Consider the following 17,838-nt stretch of genomic DNA (forward strand, 5'->3'; position numbering starts at 1 on the left):
TAGCCAAGTGGATATTCAATGACAAGGCCAGTGCGCGCACGCTGACTCTTATGACCGCTCTCGCCACCCTGCTCGTCATCGCCGCCTTCGCCTATCTCATCCACCGGTTCGCACCGCGACGCCCGAGCGAGGCCTTTCGCCTCGAACGGTTCCACGCGCCGGGACCTTTGACCGCTTGGTCGCCGTCCTACTACGAAAACCAGCGTCAATACGCGGATCTCGCCGCGATCTACGGTCGCGACGATGTGCCGGATCCGGATGCGCCCGCCCTCGCGAATCCCGAGCGGGCCGCGCAACGCCGGACCTCGAATCCGAGCTGCGGGGCCGTGAAGCCGACCATCGGTGGTATCCAGGCCAGTTTCTGAGAACTGGACTGGTCTGCTCTCAGCTGTCGGACCCGGAGTGCACACTGACCGTATGAGTGCTTCCGCTCGTCCGGTCACCGGGTCGGCGCTGTTCGAAACCGCCATCGGCACCTGCGCGATCGCCTGGGCCGACGACTTCGTATTCCGATTCGGACTGCCCGCGGCCAGCCCCGCCGCGACGCGGACCCGGATCATGCGTCGCAGCAGCCGAATTCCGGACTCGCAGGACATTCCGGAGGCGAAACCCACCGGCCCGCTCGCCGATGTCATCGCCCGCATCCAGGCCCACCTCGCCGGGGAGCTCGACGATCTGCGCTGGATTCCCGTGACCACCAGTGGAATTCCGGAATTCCACCGCGCCGTCTACGAAGTGACCCGTGCGATCGATCCCGGCCACACCCTCAGCTACGGCCAGGTCGCCGACCGTATCGGCGCGCCCGGCGCCGCCCAAGCCGTCGGACAGGCCCTCGGCCGCAACCCGATCCCGCTGATCATCCCCTGCCACCGAGTCCTGGCCGCCGACCACACTCTCACCGGCTTCTCCGCCCCCGGCGGCATCACCACCAAACAGCGCCTTCTGGAAATCGAACGCACCCCCGGCTTCGGCGAACCCACCCTCTTCTGACCAGAAGCGCCTCGACCACGTATATCCGTGCTGATATCCTTGATATACGACTAGATATCAAGGGGGTTGCGCATGGCTCGGACTGTGATCGATGTCGATGATCAACTGCTTGCCGACGTCTCGAAAACACTGGGTACCAGCACAAAAAAGGACACGGTGAACTCGGCGCTCCGTGAAGTGCTGGAGAACCGGCGACGGACACTCGCACTGATACGACTGCAGGATGCCGCCGCCGACGGCGCCTTCGATATGGATCTGCTCGAGGACAAGCGGAACTACCGGCGGTGAGCGCGGCCCAGTTCTTGATCGACACCAGCGCATTGGTGCCGATCATGAAACAGGATCCGGACGCCTTCGCTTGGCAACGCGCGGCAGCGGCGGGGCTGATCGCTGTTTGCCCGATCGTCGAGCTCGAGTTCTTCTACTGTGCGCGTTCCATGGCCGATCGGGAACAGACCGTCGACGACATGCGGGTGCTGTTCGGCTGGGAACCCGTCGATGATCGGGCCTACGCCCGCGCCTGGGAGGTTCAGGCCGAGCTCACCAAGCGGGGACAGCATCGCAGCGCGGGCCCGGTCGACCTCGTCCTCGCAGCCACTGCCGAGTTGCGCGGGCTGACTTTGCTACATCGGGATCACGACTTCGACTGCATCGCCGCAGTGACCGGTCAGCCGCATCAATGGCTGGGCTCCCAGAAGACCATCGATCGGGCATAGTCGGGGACATGATCGATAACCGACCGGCGCTGGCTATTGCACTGGACTTGGAGCCGCATCCGGAGGGCGGCTGGTATCGGCAAACCTGGCGCAGTGCGGTCGAATTCACGCCGGAGGGCTATCCGGGGCCGCGGGCCAGCGCGACCGCGATCTACTTCTTGTTGATGCCGGGTGAGCGGTCGGCACCGCATACGGTGCGCTCGGACGAGGTGTGGTTGTGGCATCGGGGCGGGGCGTTGGCGCTCGACATCGGGGGCGAGGAGGTTCTCCTAGGACCCGATGTCGAGCGCGGTCAGGTATTGCAGGCGGTGGTGCCGGGCGGGGTCAGTCAGGCCGCGCGGCCAGCTGGCGATGAGTACGTGCTGGTGAGCTGCATCGTTGCGCCGGGATTCGACTTCGCCGACTTCACCCTCGACTGATCAGTCGATCTCCAACACACCCTCGTCGACCGCCCATTTGATCGTCTTCTCCAGTTGCGCACAGGTTTCCGGACGCCCCGGCCCGTACCCTTGCGCGCTCAGCCGGCCGAAAACCGGGCAGCGCGCGGCCGGATTCTCGGTCCACTGCACCGAGGTCTGGTGCGACGAACTCTTGCGCACCAGCACCTCGCTCTGGCAGGACTGACACCGCAGCGGTGTCAGTCCCTCCTCCAGATAGCGCTGTTTGTCGACGACGGTCTGGGCCTGCACCGCGGCCCGCCGCGCCGGTTCGTCGGCGAAGTCGGGTGCTTTCGCCCAGGTCGGCGCCATCAGACTCCCGCTTCCGCTTCCGTTTCCCGCTTGCGCCGGAGATTCTCGGCGACCTCGGCCTCCCATGCCTCATTCGCCTTGGTGGTATCCACCTCGAATTCGAAGCGCTGGGTCATCTTGTCGGTCACATCGGCCAGGTCCACATAGAACTGGTCGTACCAGCGACGCAGCTGATAAACCGGGCCGTCCTCCTCACAGAGCAGCGGATTTTCGACCTTGGACTTGTGCTTCCAGATCTCGACATCCTGTAGGAACCCGACACTGATGCCTTCGGTCATCTTCGCGGCCAACTTATCGGCCATCTCACCATCGACGCCCTTCGGCTTCTCCAGCGAGACGCCCCACTGCAGCACGAACGAATCCTGTGTCACCGGGTAGTGGCAGTTGATCAGGACGCTCTTGACCTCGTATCCGCTGTAGATATTGACCAGCGGGTTGATCATGTAAGAGGGCCCGAAGTACGACGCTTCCGACTTCAGCAGGGTGTCGCCGCCGTACTTGGAGGCCATGCCGATATCGGGACGACCCTTGGTCTCCAGGAACTGGGTGGCGATATGCCCCTCGAAGACGTTCTTGAAGTACGTCGGGAAGGCGAAGTGGATATAGAAGAAGTGGGCCATATCCACCACGTTGTCGATGATCTCGCGGCAGTTCGCGCCCTCGATCAGCAGGGAGTTCCAGGTCCATTCGGTCCATCCGCTGTCGAGTTGTTCGCTCGGATTGCCATCCGCGTCGGTGTACGGGCCGACGATGTGCGGAATGGTCACCTCCGGCGGTGGCTGGCTGCCCTCGACGTCGTGCCAGACGAACAGCTGGCCGTTGCGCTCGAGGGTGGTCCATTTGCGGGTGCGCGCCAGTGGCGGCACGCGCCGCGCATAGGGAATCGCGGTGCATTTGCCGCTGGTGCCGGACCAGCGCCAGTCGTGGAACGGGCAGGCGATATCACCGTCCTTGACCTCGCCCATGGTCAGGTCGCCACCCATATGCCTGCAGTAGGCGTCCAGCACCCGGAGTTCGTCATTGCTGTCGACCCAGACGACGAGCTTGGTTCCGAACACCTCGACCGCGTGCGGCTTACCGTCGCGGAACGTTTTCGCCAAACCGAGGCAATGCCATCCCCGCGCATATCGGGTGGGTGCGGAGCCCACATCGAGCTCGCGGACCTTCGCACCGCTCCCCAGTGGGGTAACTGCCATCGCGATTCCTCCTCCTTCTGTACTAGAACACGTTACAAAAATGTCGCGTTCCACGCCAGCGATTCCGTCGACCACCTGCGAATCGGTGACGAATGCCCCTTATGGTCACCCGTTCTCGACAGAAATAAGAACCTGTTCTAGTCTCAGAGGCAAATGAGTACCGGTTACCAATCCGACCAGGCAGGAGCAGGTCCCGCGATGACGCAAGAAGTGACCGAACGGGTCGAAGCACTGTTGCCGACGCTGCGCGAGCGCGCACAGGAGGCCGAGGACCTGCGGCGCATCCCCGACGAATCGATGAAGGCACTGCAGGCGACCGGCTTCTTCCGCCTGCTGCAGCCCAAGCAGTGGGGTGGCCATGCGGCCGACCCGGTCGTGTTCTACGACACGGTTCGCAAGCTCGCCAGCGCATGCGGCTCCACCGGCTGGGTGGCTGGCATCGTCGGCGTGCACAACTGGCACCTCGCATTGTTCGACCAGCAGGCGCAGGAGGATGTGTGGGGCGAGGACAACGAGGTCCGCATCTCCTCGTCGTACGCTCCGATGGGCGCGGGCACAGTCGTCGACGGCGGCTATATCGTCAAGGGCGCGTGGGCTTGGTCCTCTGGCTCGGATCACGCTACCTGGGCGGTGCTCGGCGGTCCGGTGATCAAGGACGGCAAGCCGGTCGACTTCGGCAGCTTCCTGATTCCGCGCAGTGACTACCGCATCGACGACGTGTGGAATGTGGTCGGCCTGCGCGGCACCGGATCCAATACCGTTGTGGTGGAGGATGTTTTCGTGCCGAAGCATCGGTTCCTGAGTTTCCGAGCGATGAGCGAGCTGAAATCCCCTGGCTTGGAACAGAACACCGACCCGGTGTACAAGATGCCCTGGGGCACAATCCATCCCACGACAATCTCCACGCCTATTGTCGGCATGGCCTACGGCGCCTACGCCGCTCATGTCGAGCATCAGGGTAAGCGGGTGCGCGCGGCCTACGCCGGCGAGAAGGCCAAGGAAGATCCGTTCACCAAGGTGCGTGTCGCCGAGGCATCCAGCGATATCGATGCGGCCTGGCGTCAGCTGTCGGGCAATGTCGCCGATGAATACGCACTGCTGGTGGCGGGCAAGGAGATTCCATTCGACCTGCGGGTGCGGGCGCGCCGCGACCAGGTGCGCGCGACCGGTCGGGCGATCGCCTCGATCGATAAGCTCTTCGAGGCATCTGGCGCCACCGCGCTGGCGAACGGCACTCCACTGCAACGCTTCTGGCGCGACGCGCACGCCGGTCGAGTGCACGCGGCCAACGATCCCGAGCGCGCCTACGTCATGTACGGAACGCACGAATTCGGGCTTCCGGTTACCGACGGCATGGTCTAGCCGTGACGGCGACAACCGAGCTCACCTTCGAATCGACCTCGCGATACGCGCAGGTGCGGCCCGATCTGCGCCTGCACTATCACGAGGCCGGAGTCGGCAACGGCCCGACGATCGTACTGCTGCACGGCGGCGGGCCCGGCGCCTCCTCGTGGTCGAACTTCGCCCGCAATATCCCGGTGCTGGCGCGCGAGTTCCACGTGCTCGCCGTGGATCAGCCTGGATTCGGGCTCTCGGATAAGCCCACCGAGCATCCGCAGTACTTCGTGCACAGCGCATCGGCATTGCGGGATCTCCTCGACGCGCTGGAGATCACCGGACGCGTACACCTACTGGGCAATTCGCTCGGCGGCGGCACCGCGGTGCGATTCGCGCTGGACTACCCGGATCGGGCGGGCAAGCTGGTGCTGATGGGTCCGGGCGGGTTGAGCGTCAACCTGTTCGCACCGGATCCGACCGAGGGCGTGAAGAACCTCGCGAAGTTCAATTACGAGCCGACCAGGGAAAACCTGGAGGCATTCCTGCGGATCATGGTCTTCGATCAGTCGCTGATCACCGACGAGCTGATCGAGGAGCGCTTCGCCTCGGCGAGCACGCCCGAGGCGCTGGCCGCGACCAGAGCGATGGGAAAATCCTTCGCCGGGGCCGATTTCGAGCAGGGCATGATCTGGCGCGACGCCTATAAGCTGCGCCAGCCGGTGCTGCTCATCTGGGGCCGGGAAGATCGGGTGAATCCACTCGATGGCGCGCTGGTGGCGACGAAGATGATTCCACGGGTGCAGCTGCACGTCTTCGGTGGTTGCGGGCACTGGGCCCAGCTGGAGAAGTTCGACGAATTCAACCGGCTGGCAACGGATTTCCTTGCCGGTGTGAAGGAGAAGTGATGGGCATTCGATCACTGGCGTATCTGCGCATCGAGGCCACCGATATGGCGGCCTGGCGTGAATACGGGCTCAAGGTGCTCGGCATGGTCGAGGGCAAGGGCAGCAATCCCGAGGCGCTGTATCTGCGCATGGACGACTTCCCGGCTCGGCTCGTCATCTCGCCGGGTGCGAAGGATCAGCTGCAGGTCTCCGGCTGGGAGACGGCCAACGCCGCTGAGCTGCAAGATATTCGGGATCGACTGGACGCGGCCGGGGTGCCGTTCAAGGAGGGCACCGCGCAGGAGAAGGCCGATCGCCGGGTCTACGAGTTGATCTCGTTCGAGGATCCGTCGGGCAACACCCTGGAGGCATTTCACGGTGCCGCACTGGAACATCGGCGCGTGGTCAGCCCCTACGGGCACCGATTCGTCACCGGAGAACAGGGACTCGGCCACGTGGTGCTCAGCACCAAGGATGATGCGGCCGCGCTGACCTTCTACCGCGATGTGCTCGGCTTCCGGCTGCGCGATTCGATGCGGCTGCCACCGCAAATGGTCGGACGGCCCGCCGACGGTGAACCGGCCTGGTTGCGCTTCTTCGGCTGCAACCCGCGCCACCACTCGCTGGCCTTCCTGCCCATGCCAACCCCCAGCGGCATCGTGCACCTGATGCTCGAGGTGGAGGGCTCCGACGATGTCGGGCTCTGCCTGGATCGCGCACTGCGCAAGAAGGTGAAGATGTCGGCGACCCTGGGTCGGCACGTCAACGACAAGATGCTGTCGTTCTATATGAAGACACCGGGCGGCTTCGACGTCGAATTCGGTTGTGAAGGCTTGGAAGTCGACGATGACGACTGGATCGCGCGGGAGTCCACCGCGGTCAGCCTGTGGGGTCACGACTTCACGGTCGGACAGCGGCAGCAGTAGCAATGCGGGACAGGGCGAGCGGGGAGACGATGACGACCGACGAACATCCGGCGATCGACGGGCGGCAGTTCCGAAATGTATTGGGGCAGTTCTGCACCGGCATCACGGTGATCACCACTTTCGATGCCGAGGGCGCCCCGATCGGGTTCGCCTGTCAATCCTTCGCTGCCCTGTCCCTAGACCCGCCGCTCGTGCTGTTCTGCCCGACCAAGACATCCCGGTCCTGGGCGGCCATCCAACAGTCCGGCTGCTTCTGTGTGAACGTCCTCGCCGAGGAGCAGCAGCAACTGTGTGCCCGCTTCGGTTCCCGCGAACTCGATAAGTTCGCCGAAACGAATTGGCACACTTCGGAACTGGAACTCCCGCTGCTGGACGATGCCCTGGCCACCATCGAGTGCAAGGTGGACAGTGTCGTCGACGGTGGCGATCACTACATCGTGATCGGCCGAGTACTGGCGCTGTCGGAGTCGACCAGCTCCGGCAGGCCGCTGCTGTTCTATCGCGGCCAGTACACCGCCATCGAACCGGATAAAACCGTACCGGCCCCTTGGCGGCATGACCTGGAACATTTCCTTACAACGACGACGCTGGACACCTGGCTCTGAACATATGGCCCCGCCCGGGATCCGGGCGGGGCATATTTCACCCCGCGGGCCGGGTGCTGCGGAAGGTGAGAGCGACGACGAAGGTCAGTGCGGCGATGACCACCGCTCCTGCGAAGGCGGTGGTAATGCCGCTGACCAGGGCGTGGTGTGCCGAACCTCCAGCGTCACGAGCGGCGGTGCCGAAGATAGTGACCAGTATGGCGAGTCCGAGCGAGGCGCCGGTCTGCTGCAGGGTCTGCAGCGCGCCGCCCGCGGCACCGGCTTCGGTCGGCGCGACGCTGGACATGATGATCACGTTGAGCGGCGAAAAGGCGAGGCCGATACCGCCTCCCATCAGGATCATGGCGATGAACAGCATCGGGAAGTAGGTGCTGTCGACGGTCAGCCGGGTCAGCAGTACCAATCCGGATGCCATCAGTAGCGTGCCGATTACCGTCACCGGTTTCGGACCGAAGCGCGGCAGCAGCCGCGGGATCAGCCGGATCATGGTGAACATCATCAGCGCGGTCGGCATGAAGGCGAAACCTGTTGCCAGCGCACTCAATCCGCGCACTTCCTGCAGATACTGGGTGAGGAAGAAGAACATCGACATACCGGCCATCGGGCCGAGGAACATATTGGCGTAGGCCGCCGCACGATTGCGATCGGCGAATAATCGCAGCGGCAGCAGGGGCTGGGCCGTGCGCGCCTCGATGGTCAGGAAGGCGGCGATCAGTGCCGCGCCGACAGCCAGCCAGATACCGGTGCCCGCATCGCTCCAGCCATGTGATGCGGCACTGATGAAGCCGTAGACCAGCGCGGCGACACCGCCGGTCGCCGTGACCGCACCGGGCAGGTCGAGGCGGGCGGGCTGACGTGCGGCTTCTGGCAGATAGCGCAGCGCGAGCACAACGACGGCCAAACCGAAAGGCACATTGATGAACAGCGCCGAGCGCCAGCTCAGCCATTCGGTCAGCAGGCCGCCGACGATGAGACCGATCGCGAAACCCGCACTGGACATGCCGGAGAACAGCGCGAGCACCCGCATCCGGGCCTTGGGTTCACTGAATGTAGTGGTCAGCAGTGCGAGGGTGCTCGGCCCGGCCATGGCACCGCCGATGCCCTGCACGACACGGGCGATGAGCAGCCAGGTGGCCGACGGTGCCAGTCCGCCCGCCAGCGATGCCAGCGTGAACAGGGCGGTACCGGCGATGAACAGGTTGCGACGGCCGAACAGATCGCCCGCGCGGCCACCGAGCAACAGCAGACCACCGAAGACCAGGGTGTAGGCGTTCATCACCCAGGACAGATTGGTCGCGCTGAAGTGCAGGTCGGTGCGGATGCGCGGCAGCGCCACATTCATCACGGTGATGTCGAGGATGATCATCAATTGGCAGGTCAGCAGCGTGACCAGCACAATGCCGGAGCGCAGCGGTCCGGCGCTGGAGATTGCGGGCACACGGGTGTCCGCGGACAAGGTGGTGGACAAAGAACGCTCCATCGAATGGGACTCAAACGGAGGGAGCCTCCGCTTCCGATAGGGCTATCATATGGAGGGTTCCTCCACTTACGCAAGCCTATCTGGAGGGTCCTTCCGTTTTCCAGTGGAGGGAATATGGCAGCACCGTCGACAGGACGGCCGATGCGCGCGGACGCCCGGCGCAACTATGAGCGGATCGTGACATCCGCTCAGCAGGCATTCGCCGAACAAGGCCCAGACGCCCCGCTGGAAGAGATCGCCCGCCGCGCCGGTGTCGGTATCGGCACGCTCTACCGACACTTCCCGAGCCGCGAGGTGCTGGTGGAGGCCGTATACCGTTCCAGCATCGAACGATTGAGCGCCCGCGCCCATGAACTGCTCGAAACCAACTCGGCCGCCGCGGCTTTCGAAACGTGGCTGCGCGAACAGGTGCACTGGGTGATGGCCAACCGCAGCCTCGCGACCACCATGAAGGCCGGTATGGACAAGGGTTCACCGACCTTCACCCTGTGTCGATCGATGATCACCGATGCGGCGGCCGCGCTGCTGCAGGCGGCACAGGATTCCGGCGATATCCGTCGCGATATCGAGCCGCGCGATCTGCTCAGATTCGGCCACGGGATCGGGGTCGCCTGCGAAACGGTACCCGAGGCCGCCGATCACATGCTGGATGTGACGCTGGACGGTATGCGCGCGCGGGACTGAACGCGGAAAGCCGAGGTGTCGATCCCCATCCCATTCGCATGGGACCAGCCGTTTTCAAGACGGTGACGGACGCCGGTCCGCATGACTTTCCGAGGTGAGGGTGGCGGAAAGACGAGGGCACGATCCCCAAGGCCGTTGGGCCTCGATTCGCTTAGCAAGCGATCCCAGACGCCCGTCTGGTTGACTTTCCCGGTCGTGCGCCCGGTAGGGATCGAACCTACGACCTTCGGATTAAAAGTCCGCAGCTCTACCAGCTGAGCTACAGGCGCATCGCGACCTCGACGGGAATCGAACCCGCGTCGCTCTGATCGACAATCAGAGTGCTCAACCAACAGAGCACGAGGCCAGGGATACCCGTTGAGAGAATTGAACTCCCATCTCCTCCGTATCAGAGAGGCGCTCTGCACCATTGAGCTAAACGGGTGTGACGCAGATCGGAATCGAACCGACGTGGTCCCTGAATGAAAGTCAGGTTGCCCATACCAGCAGAGCAACTGCGCCGCAGTGGGGACGGTAGGAATCGAACCTACCTGCCGAGGCACCTGATTTACAGTCAGGGTGAGCCACCAGGCCCATCATCCCCAGCGTGAAATACGCTGTCCCTATTGAGTTTTCGAAGACAATACGTGTGGTTGAACGAGTGGCCGACCGCAAAATCAAGAAGGGCCGCTCCCCGGCGTTTGCCTGGTGCGACCCGTTGCGACACAAGAGCTATGTCACGGACCGCACGCGGCGCTGGAAATGTCGTACGACGAAATACTCTGCGAGGCCGCGATTTCCAAGGCAGCATCGAACAAGCGCGGACTCTTCTCGAATTTCGCCTTGGTGGTCATTGCCGGCCCTTCCCTTGAACTTCGGTATATCCAAGGTATGCACGGCTCCGCGAGACCGCAACCGAATTGATTGCCCAAATAGGCTGTCGCACATCGCGTGGCCGTCGCGCATAGGTTGCACCCTCTGCGCGGTGTCCACTGGATATGCGAGCCGCCCGTCAGGCGTGCGACGCGACCGCGCGGACAGACAGGGGTCGAGTCCACTACGTGAGCGAGGTGCAGGTGGCGGAATCCGGCAATTCCTCTGCCAGGAAGACGGTTTGGGCCATCATCTTGAAGCCGGACATCTGTTCGCGGAAGACCTCGATGGACTCTTCCGGATGGACCGAGTCGATGACGGCGTGGGGGCCGATGGCATTGAACTGATGGCTCACGCCGCGGGGGATCTGCATATCGACGAAGGAGCAGGGCGGCACGATCAGGTTGTATCTGGTGCGGTGCAGGCCGGGTGGCGCGTCGGGAAGGTCGTCCTCGAATTGCTCGGGTGCGAAGGGCGTAACGCCTTCGACATCGGTTACCCGGAATGGCGAGAGGCTGCTCACCCGGATGTTGGTGTCCGGGCCGGTCATCATGCGCACGAAGCGCAGGCCGGTGTGCAGGTGCATGCGCGAGCAAATGCCGCGCTCCTCGGCATTGTAGAAATCCATGATGTATCGGTCGGCGAAGAAGCCATCGAAGGGCGACTCGATCATGTAGACGTCGCCCTCTTCGAAAGTCTGGGAACGGATGATGCCATCCGCGTCGGGTACGGTCGCGGCGCGACTCGCCTTCGCATTCCGGACTATCTGGGCGAAGGCATGGACGACCACCGCGGCGACCTCGGGCGGGAACTGCGCGACGGGTGTGACGACATTGTGTCCAGCGTCGACGAATTCGGCCAGGTCGTGGATCTCGTTCTCATCGTCGGCGTGGTGCTTGATTCGGGGATCGGACATTCGGCTCCTACTTCAACTCATGGCCCTACTTCGAAGGACCGCAACCACAGCTCCAACGACAGCACCAACCACAACTTGCCACCCTGCCGCGGCAACAGCGCACCGTCGCCGCGCAGCCACGAGCGGATGGTGTCCTCGCGGAACAGGCCGCGCGCCCGCGCGGATGAGCCGAGCAGCAGATCATGTCCGAGTTCGCGCAGTGGTCCGGAAAGCCACTGCTGAACCGGAACTCGCATACCGCTCTTCGGGCGGTCCACGATGGTTGCCGGAAGTAGGTCGCGCACCGCCTGTTTGAGGATCCACTTTTCGCTGGTACCCGCGAGCTTGAACCGACCTGGTACGCGGAAGGCATGGTCGATGACGGCGCGGTCGAACAGCGGTGCGCGACCCTCCAAACCGCTTGCCGCGGTGAGCCGTTCGACCTTGGTGAGAATGTGATGCGCGCCTTTGGTGCGCAGGTTTGTGTGCAGCAGTTGGTTCAGCAGGCCGGTCATCCGGCCCTGGCGCAGGTAGGGCGCGAGCAGATCGGTCAGTGGCGGTGCCGCTGCCAGTGCGGTCAGGACGTCGGGGCTCAGTAGGACCGGCAAGTCGCCATAGCATTTGCGGTAGCTGTCCAGATAAGCCAGCGCCCTGGCCTCCGGCGATGGGTCGTCACGGGACAATTCGAAGATGAGCATCGGCAGGTTTTTCGGGCCGCCGAAGACCGGGTCGCCGCCCTCGCCATTGAGGACAACCCGAATGCCGTCCGCGGCAACGGCTTCCGCGAGCAGTAGGTTGGGCACGGTAAGTGGGTCGCCGACCGGGCAGTCGAGCAACGAGACGGTCTCCGCCAGTCGTGACGCGACTGTTTCGCCGGGCACCGTAAGCACTCGGTGTTCGGTATTGCAGTGTGTGGCAACGAGTCCCGAGTACGCGAGTTCGTTCGGGGTGGCGCCGCCGAAGCTGATGGAATACGAGTGCACGCGCTGATCGTGCAGTTTGGCGGCGAGGGCAGTGACCAGACTGCTGTCGATTCCGCCGGAGAGCAGCACCGCGACCTCGTCGCCCGCAGGCAGTCGTCGGGCGACGGCATCCTCGAGCAGTTCGCGGAGTTCGAGTGCGTGGTCGGCGGCGGATCGAGTGTCCTCGACTTCGATTGGCTCCCAGTAGGTTTCCTCGGTCATCGTGCCGTCGCCGTGTAGGCGGATACAGTGTCCCGGCAAGACCTCGTGGATGCCGCGCAGCAGTGTCTCGCGTCCTGGCAGGTAGGCGAAGGTGAGGAAGGATCGAACCGCGGGTAGATGCAGACCGGTCCGCAGTGTGGGCCACCGGTGCAATGCACGCAGCGATGTGGATGCGGCCCAGCCATTGCCTGCGCGTGCATGAAAAAGCGTGCGAGTGCCGACGTGATCGCGGATCAGTACCAGGTCGTCGCCGTCGGCGATGGCTAGTGCGAACATTCCGTCGGCGGCGGCGATTCCGTCGAGTCCGAAACGTGCGTAGCAGTGCAGCAGCAGCTCACCGTCTGCGCAGTCCGGCGGCATATCCGCGCCGAGTCGGGCGCGCAGCCAGGCCGCGTTGAACAGCGTGACCTCACCGACAGCGGTCAGCTCACCAACGGCGAAGGGTCCGTCAGCAATGCCCGGTCCGTCGAGCAACCCCAGCGCATGACGGCCGCGCACCGACACCGGATCACCGCCGACCGCTCGCACCTGACCGGCCGGATCGTCCGGCGTCGAGAATGCACACCAACGAGACATCGTTTCCCTCAGCCGAAATCGCCGCCGTCGTCCCCGCCGTCATCGTCCCAACCGCCGTAATCCTCGCCCCCGTCGCCGGAACCGGACGACTGTGCGGCAGCATGGCGGCGCAACTCCTCCTCTTCTTCGGCACTCAGTGCATCCGGCGGCATGACCAACGCGCCGAGCAGCGCACCGCCCGCTATCGCGGCCAGAATGCCGCCGAGCCGACCACCGAACGAGGACCGATTGACGGTCAACACCCCGTCACCCCAGAGCGTGCGCCCGAATCCGGCCTCCCTGCCATAAAGCACGGATCCGTTGCGGTACACGCGCTTCACGATCTTCGGCCCGAGCCCCTCATCGGTCCCCGAGTTCCCCCGATCATCGCGCCAGGAGACCATCCCCTGCGCATCACGCGTCCGCCACTCCTGCCGCCCATCGGCATACCGCCGATGCACAGACCCGTCAGCAAGCAATTCATCGGTATACGTGATCTGCCGATGCTCCGGCACAACAATTCCCTTTCACGCAGCGGACCAAGTCGGAAAGCCCGCGTCCCGGGCACAGCACAGTTCGATCGAAGGTTTCACGGCGCATGCCTCCGAAAGGAGGCGGCGCAAAGCAGCGACGCCGGATGGATGACGCACCTTCCGCGCGCGGTGGGGCGCTCCGACAAAGCAGTGCATGGTGCGTAGTAGCGAGACCGGGCCGACCGCATCCCGTTCGGTGCCGCGCCCCTCTCGGCAGCCAGGCGCTTCCCGAAATCGACTGCTAGCGGCGCCACGTGCGGCTGCCGCATGGCGTTGACAGACCTCATGCGCCGCGCCAGGTCAGAAAGCCCAGGTTCCGGGGCGCAGCGCAGTGCGGTCGCGCGTTCGCGGCGCACACCTCGCGAACGAGAAACCCGAAGCTCCCCAAGATCGACTGGCATTGCCCGCGACTGCACCACAATGCTGAGCGACCTCATACTGCCGGCCAAGGTCATGAAGCCCGTGGTCCGGGCGCAGCGCAGTGCGGTCGAGCGTTCACGGCGCACACCTCGCGAACGAGAAACCCGAAGCTCCCCAACATCGACTGGCATTGCCCGCGACTGCACCACAATGCTGAGCGACCTCATACTGCCGGCCAAGTCATAAAGCCCGTGGTCCGGGCGCGGCGCAGTTCAGGCACGCTCGTTCGGGCCGGGCGAACCTCGCGGACGAGGCGGTGCACCGTGCGCAGTAGCGATGCCGGGCGCACCGCTTCGACTTCGACGAACCGGCCGCGGTTCAGCCATGCGCGTTCCCATGAGTCCAACTGCGCTGCCTGAGCACGCGGTACCGGGTTCGGGCGCTGCTCACCGCGCTCGCGCGGATCCACCTGCGCCGCTCGAGCACTCGACTCGAGGTCATGCAACTCTGCACCCCGCCACGAATCCATGCGCGCAGCCTCGGCACGCGGCACCGGGCGCGACTGTGTGCGCTCGCGCGGATCCACGTGCGTCGCCCGAGCATTCGAGGCGGAATCGGGGTGACCTTCGCGCCAGCTCGATTCGGCCTGTGCCGCTTCAGCTCTCGACTCAGGGTCGTGCAACTCTGCGCGCTCCCGCGAATCCATCCGCGCTGTCTGGGCACGCGGCACCGGGCGCGACTGTCGGCGCTCGTACGGCTCCATGTGCGCTGCTCGCGCTTGCGATGCCGGGTCGTGGTGCGATTTTTCGCGTTCGCTCGATTCGGTCTGGGCCGCCCCGGCACCCGATTCGAGGTCTAGCAAATCTTCATGCGCGGTCTGAGCACTCGACTCCGAGCGATGCGACCCTTCGCGTTCTCGCGGATCAACATGCGCCGCAATGGCACTCGGTATCGGGTCGCGAAGGTGAGTCAGGTGCAAGATGCCTGCTTGACGGGGGCGTAGCCCCAAGGGGACTACTCGTACACCCTCAGGGATCTCGGTCAGGTCCGTCAGTCGGGCTGGGAAGGTGAGGCCACAGGAGCTTGCGTCGTGCAGGAGGTAGATGGTGCCTTCGGCTCGGGTGAGCATTTGGGCGATACCAGGGTCGAGGGGGAGTTCGGACGCACCGAAGATCGGGCAGGCGGATTCCATCGGTAATCCGTTGGCGCGCAGCATTTGTGCTACTGAATCGGACTCGCAGACCAGTAGGCGGGGTAGGCCGTAGTCGAAGAGGTCTGGTTCGGGAGTGTGGAGTCCGGCGCGCGTGGTTCGCGGTGGGTTGGGGGTCAGTAGGCCCCGGAACGCTTGGCGGTCGAGGGCGGCGCGGAAGGCGGCGTAGCTCAGGGGTGCAGGGACCGTGAAGGTGAACCGGCGCGGCGCGCGATGTGTCGGCGCGAGTAGGCGGCAGAGCTCGTAATAGAGCTGGCGCTCGGTGAATCGGATTCCGCTCGGGGCGGCGGCGCGGTCGGCGGCGATGCGTAGTAGCCGATCGAGTATGTGCTGCTTCATCGGGACGGCCACGTGAGGACCGGCGACCACCACCCCTCGCAGAGCCACTCGATCTCCGCGGCCGATAACGGTTCCCCATGCAGAAATGCGGTGTCCTGCGGCTGCGGCTCCCGCAACCGCAGCGCCGACGCATTGGCCAAGACCGCGCGCGGCGAAAGGCCGACAACCACGGCCCGACTCCCGAGTGCGACGCGTGCTTTCCCGGCCACGGCAATGCCAGCCGGGCTGGCATCGTGCAGCACGATCACCGGCACCTCCGGCGGCAGCTGATCGATGCGAGCGCACAACGCCATGGACCAGGTCTGCGCCACATTGTTGGCGGCAAGGCAAGCGAGCACGCTGCGATCCGGGCACAAGACCGCCGAGCGCGGCCGGTCTATGGCCGGTGGGCGGACCTGCCCCTCATCGACCGAACCGGGCGGCGGGCCACCGTAAATCGGCGTCCACCGACCGACCACCTCTCGGCGAAACATGTCGTACGACACCGGCATTCGCACCGTGGCCCGGCGCAGGAACCACGGCCGCGCCGCCCCGATTCCGACGATGGCCAGCGCCGAAACCAGCACGGCGAGCGGGATCACCACCCCTGCCGGTGCCGCGCCACTCACCATCAGAAAAAAGGTGCCCACCACGATGGCCACCCCGACTCCGATACGCACCCGCTTGAACACGCGCGCCGCATCCGGAACCTTCTTGCGCCCGGCCGCATACCAGAGCTGCACCAGCGTGTACCGCAGCCCACGCCCGTCACCGAGCCGCTCGGCGAGCTTGCGCATCCGAATATCGTGCAGCCCGAGCGGACTTTCCTTCGGTTCGAGCGCGAACTCCCGCTTACATGTCGAACAGCGCCGACCACCGCGCTCTTTGCGCAGCAGATTCGCATTGCAATGCGGACAGATCACAATTCATGATCGCCGATTCCCCCACCCTCCGCGACCCCCGAATTCCAATATTCACCTGCCGCAAACCCAGTGGGCACCGCACACAAGCCGCAACGTCTGCGAGGCGCTCAACGGGTATGCGCCACCCCGCGCGCACAAGGGCCGCGACCAAACCGATCGCCGCCTTCCGAGGATAAGGCGGAGGCCTCGCGCTCAACCTCCAGCGCGATATCGACCAGCCAGTCCTCCTGGCCGCCGCCAATTTTCGACTGCCCGCGCACCAGTCGAACCGCAGCCAGTGGCTCACGCAAACCCAGTGGGCGCCACACACAAGCAGCAACCTTTGCGAGGCGTTTACCAGCTCTGCGACACTGTCGCGCAGAGGCCGCGCACCTGCTGGTACGCGGCCTTGTGGTCCTGGGATCAGGCCGAGACGGAGGCCTCGCGCTGGAGTTCCAGGGCGATATCGATCAACTGGTCCTCTTGACCGCCGACCAACTTGCGCTTGCCCGCGCGCACCAGCATTTCCGCCGCCGACACCCCATAACGCTCGGCCTGACGCTCGGCATGCTTGAGGAAGCTGGAGTACACACCCGCATACCCCATCATCAGCGCCTGCCGGTCCAACAGGCATTCCTGCGGCATGACGGGCCGAACCACATCCTCGGCGGCATCGGCGATCGCGAAGAAGTCGATACCGGTCTTGATCCCGAGCTTGTCGCAGACACCGACGAAGGCCTCGACCGGCGTATTGCCCGCACCGGCACCGAATCGCCTTGCGCTGCCGTCGATTTGCTTCGCACCGGCACGAACCGCGTAGACCGAGTTGGCGACCGCGAGGTCCAGGTTCTCATGGCCGTGGAAGCCGACTTGGGCGTCATCGCCGAGTTCGGCGACCAGCGCCGCCACTCGGTCCGAAACCTGTTCGAGCACAAGGGCACCCGCGGAGTCCACCACGTAGACGCACTGGCATCCGGCATCGGCCATGATGCGCGCCTGCTCGGCCAGCGCCTCCGGCGGCTGGGTGTGCGACATCATCAGGAAGCCAACGGTTTCCAGACCCAGTTCTCGCGCGAGACCGAAGTGCTGGATCGATACGTCCGCCTCGGTGCAGTGCGTGGCGATGCGGCAGATCGACGCACCGTTGTCCTGGGAGATCTTGATGTCCTCCTTGACGCCGACGCCGGGCAGCATGAGCACCGCGATCTTGGCCTGCTTCGCCGTCTCCGCGGCAATCTTGACCAGCTCCTGCTCCGGAGTATGCGAGAAGCCGTAGTTGAACGACGAACCGCCGAGGCCGTCGCCGTGCGTCACCTCGATGACCGGCACACCGGCGCCATCGAGGGCGGTCACGATATTGCGCACATCGTCGGCGGTGAACTGGTGGCGCTTGTGGTGCGAACCGTCACGCAGCGAGGTATCGGTGACGCGGATGTCGAGTTCTGCGGAATATGCCATGGT

General features: G+C 64.6%; 19 protein-coding genes and 5 tRNA genes. 10 read left to right on the forward strand and 14 right to left on the reverse strand.

Features of this window, described 5'->3' with window-relative positions; all coding sequences use genetic code 11:
- The first annotated feature begins 50 nt into the window (after positions 1-50).
- From ACIBG0_RS18520 to ACIBG0_RS18540, 5 genes are all read left to right on the forward strand, one after another.
- A complete protein-coding gene (locus ACIBG0_RS18520; protein ID WP_397033892.1) occupies positions 51-365 on the forward strand; it encodes a hypothetical protein in 315 nt (104 codons plus the stop codon).
- Positions 366-417: 52 nt separating this feature from the next.
- A complete protein-coding gene (locus ACIBG0_RS18525; RefSeq protein WP_397033894.1) occupies positions 418-990 on the forward strand; it encodes a methylated-DNA--[protein]-cysteine S-methyltransferase in 573 nt (190 codons plus the stop codon).
- A 72-nt stretch (positions 991-1,062) separates the two neighbouring features.
- Positions 1,063-1,278, forward strand: coding sequence for a type II toxin-antitoxin system VapB family antitoxin (locus tag ACIBG0_RS18530; RefSeq protein ID WP_063042695.1), 216 nt, complete (start codon positions 1,063-1,065; stop codon positions 1,276-1,278).
- Positions 1,275-1,706 carry a PIN domain nuclease gene (locus tag ACIBG0_RS18535; RefSeq protein WP_397033896.1) on the forward strand — a complete coding sequence of 144 codons (432 nt, stop codon included), beginning with the start codon at positions 1,275-1,277 and terminating at the stop codon, positions 1,704-1,706. The genes ACIBG0_RS18530 and ACIBG0_RS18535 overlap by 4 nt, the downstream gene beginning before the upstream one ends.
- A gap of 8 nt (positions 1,707-1,714) precedes the next feature.
- Complete coding sequence (locus ACIBG0_RS18540; RefSeq protein WP_397033898.1) at positions 1,715-2,125, forward strand: cupin domain-containing protein; 411 nt, start codon at positions 1,715-1,717, stop codon at positions 2,123-2,125.
- Here the strand turns inward: ACIBG0_RS18540 and ACIBG0_RS18545 are convergent, their stop codons facing one another.
- Both ACIBG0_RS18545 and ACIBG0_RS18550 read right to left on the reverse strand, forming a co-directional pair.
- The gene (locus tag ACIBG0_RS18545) at positions 2,126-2,455 is read right to left on the reverse strand and encodes a hypothetical protein (RefSeq protein ID WP_397033900.1); all 330 of its coding nucleotides are present in this window, start codon (positions 2,453-2,455) and stop codon (positions 2,126-2,128) included.
- The gene (locus tag ACIBG0_RS18550) at positions 2,455-3,651 is read right to left on the reverse strand and encodes a Rieske 2Fe-2S domain-containing protein (RefSeq protein WP_397033902.1); all 1,197 of its coding nucleotides are present in this window, start codon (positions 3,649-3,651) and stop codon (positions 2,455-2,457) included. Before ACIBG0_RS18550 ends, ACIBG0_RS18545 begins: the two co-directional genes overlap by 1 nt.
- 198 nt (positions 3,652-3,849) lie before the next feature.
- Here ACIBG0_RS18550 and hsaA point away from each other — a divergent pair, with 198 nt between their 5' ends.
- The 4 genes from hsaA to hsaB are packed head-to-tail and all read left to right on the forward strand — an operon-like array spanning position 3,850 to position 7,404.
- Positions 3,850-5,013: a 3-hydroxy-9,10-secoandrosta-1,3,5(10)-triene-9,17-dione monooxygenase oxygenase subunit gene (hsaA, locus tag ACIBG0_RS18555; RefSeq protein ID WP_397033904.1), complete on the forward strand. Its 1,164-nt coding sequence runs from the start codon at positions 3,850-3,852 to the stop codon at positions 5,011-5,013.
- Between the two features lie 2 nt (positions 5,014-5,015).
- Positions 5,016-5,894 carry a 4,5:9,10-diseco-3-hydroxy-5,9,17-trioxoandrosta-1(10),2-diene-4-oate hydrolase gene (gene hsaD, locus ACIBG0_RS18560; RefSeq protein ID WP_397033906.1) on the forward strand — a complete coding sequence of 293 codons (879 nt, stop codon included), beginning with the start codon at positions 5,016-5,018 and terminating at the stop codon, positions 5,892-5,894.
- The gene (gene hsaC / locus ACIBG0_RS18565; protein ID WP_397033908.1) at positions 5,894-6,799 is read left to right on the forward strand and encodes an iron-dependent extradiol dioxygenase HsaC; all 906 of its coding nucleotides are present in this window, start codon (positions 5,894-5,896) and stop codon (positions 6,797-6,799) included. Before hsaD ends, hsaC begins: the two co-directional genes overlap by 1 nt.
- Before the next feature lie 29 nt (positions 6,800-6,828).
- Entirely contained in the window at positions 6,829-7,404 is a 576-nt protein-coding gene (hsaB, locus tag ACIBG0_RS18570) for a 3-hydroxy-9,10-secoandrosta-1,3,5(10)-triene-9,17-dione monooxygenase reductase subunit (protein WP_397033910.1), read from the forward strand.
- A gap of 37 nt (positions 7,405-7,441) precedes the next feature.
- Here hsaB and ACIBG0_RS18575 read toward each other — a convergent pair whose 3' ends face one another.
- On the reverse strand, positions 7,442-8,872 hold the full coding sequence (locus ACIBG0_RS18575; RefSeq protein WP_397033912.1) for an MFS transporter: 1,431 nt from the start codon (positions 8,870-8,872) through the stop codon (positions 7,442-7,444).
- 126 nt (positions 8,873-8,998) lie between these two features.
- On the opposite strand from ACIBG0_RS18575, the gene ACIBG0_RS18580 reads away from it, so the two are divergent.
- Positions 8,999-9,568 (forward strand): TetR family transcriptional regulator, encoded by a 570-nt coding sequence (locus ACIBG0_RS18580; protein ID WP_397033914.1) that lies wholly within the window; start codon positions 8,999-9,001, stop codon positions 9,566-9,568.
- Positions 9,569-9,764: 196 nt separating this feature from the next.
- On the opposite strand, the gene ACIBG0_RS18585 is transcribed toward ACIBG0_RS18580, so the two are convergent.
- The 11 genes from ACIBG0_RS18585 to dmpG all read right to left on the reverse strand — a co-directional run bounded on the left by ACIBG0_RS18585 (position 9,765) and on the right by dmpG (position 17,835).
- Positions 9,765-9,837: transfer RNA gene (locus ACIBG0_RS18585), tRNA-Lys, on the reverse strand.
- A 4-nt stretch (positions 9,838-9,841) separates the two neighbouring features.
- Positions 9,842-9,914: transfer RNA gene (locus ACIBG0_RS18590), tRNA-Asp, on the reverse strand.
- A 5-nt stretch (positions 9,915-9,919) separates the two neighbouring features.
- Positions 9,920-9,992 (reverse strand) — tRNA-Ile (locus ACIBG0_RS18595).
- A gap of 1 nt (position 9,993) precedes the next feature.
- Positions 9,994-10,069, reverse strand: a tRNA-Glu gene (locus ACIBG0_RS18600).
- 4 nt (positions 10,070-10,073) lie between these two features.
- Positions 10,074-10,151, reverse strand: a tRNA-Tyr gene (locus ACIBG0_RS18605).
- 453 nt (positions 10,152-10,604) lie between these two features.
- Positions 10,605-11,336, reverse strand: coding sequence for a hypothetical protein (locus ACIBG0_RS18610; RefSeq protein WP_397033916.1), 732 nt, complete (start codon positions 11,334-11,336; stop codon positions 10,605-10,607).
- 17 nt (positions 11,337-11,353) lie between these two features.
- Positions 11,354-13,075 carry an asparagine synthetase B family protein gene (locus tag ACIBG0_RS18615; RefSeq protein ID WP_397033918.1) on the reverse strand — a complete coding sequence of 574 codons (1,722 nt, stop codon included), beginning with the start codon at positions 13,073-13,075 and terminating at the stop codon, positions 11,354-11,356.
- A gap of 8 nt (positions 13,076-13,083) precedes the next feature.
- Entirely contained in the window at positions 13,084-13,569 is a 486-nt protein-coding gene (locus ACIBG0_RS18620; RefSeq protein WP_397033919.1) for a hypothetical protein, read from the reverse strand.
- A 601-nt stretch (positions 13,570-14,170) separates the two neighbouring features.
- Complete coding sequence (locus ACIBG0_RS18625) at positions 14,171-15,496, reverse strand: hypothetical protein (RefSeq protein ID WP_397033920.1); 1,326 nt, start codon at positions 15,494-15,496, stop codon at positions 14,171-14,173.
- Positions 15,493-16,272, reverse strand: a complete 780-nt coding sequence (locus tag ACIBG0_RS18630) for a hypothetical protein (protein WP_397033922.1) — start codon at positions 16,270-16,272, stop codon at positions 15,493-15,495. The genes ACIBG0_RS18625 and ACIBG0_RS18630 overlap by 4 nt, the downstream gene beginning before the upstream one ends.
- Before the next feature lie 528 nt (positions 16,273-16,800).
- Positions 16,801-17,835, reverse strand: coding sequence for a 4-hydroxy-2-oxovalerate aldolase (dmpG, locus tag ACIBG0_RS18635; RefSeq protein WP_397033924.1), 1,035 nt, complete (start codon positions 17,833-17,835; stop codon positions 16,801-16,803).
- Positions 17,836-17,838: the final 3 nt, after the last annotated feature.

It is taken from the genome of Nocardia sp. NPDC050630, assembly GCF_044457245.1.
Lineage (GTDB): Bacteria > Actinomycetota > Actinomycetes > Mycobacteriales > Mycobacteriaceae > Nocardia.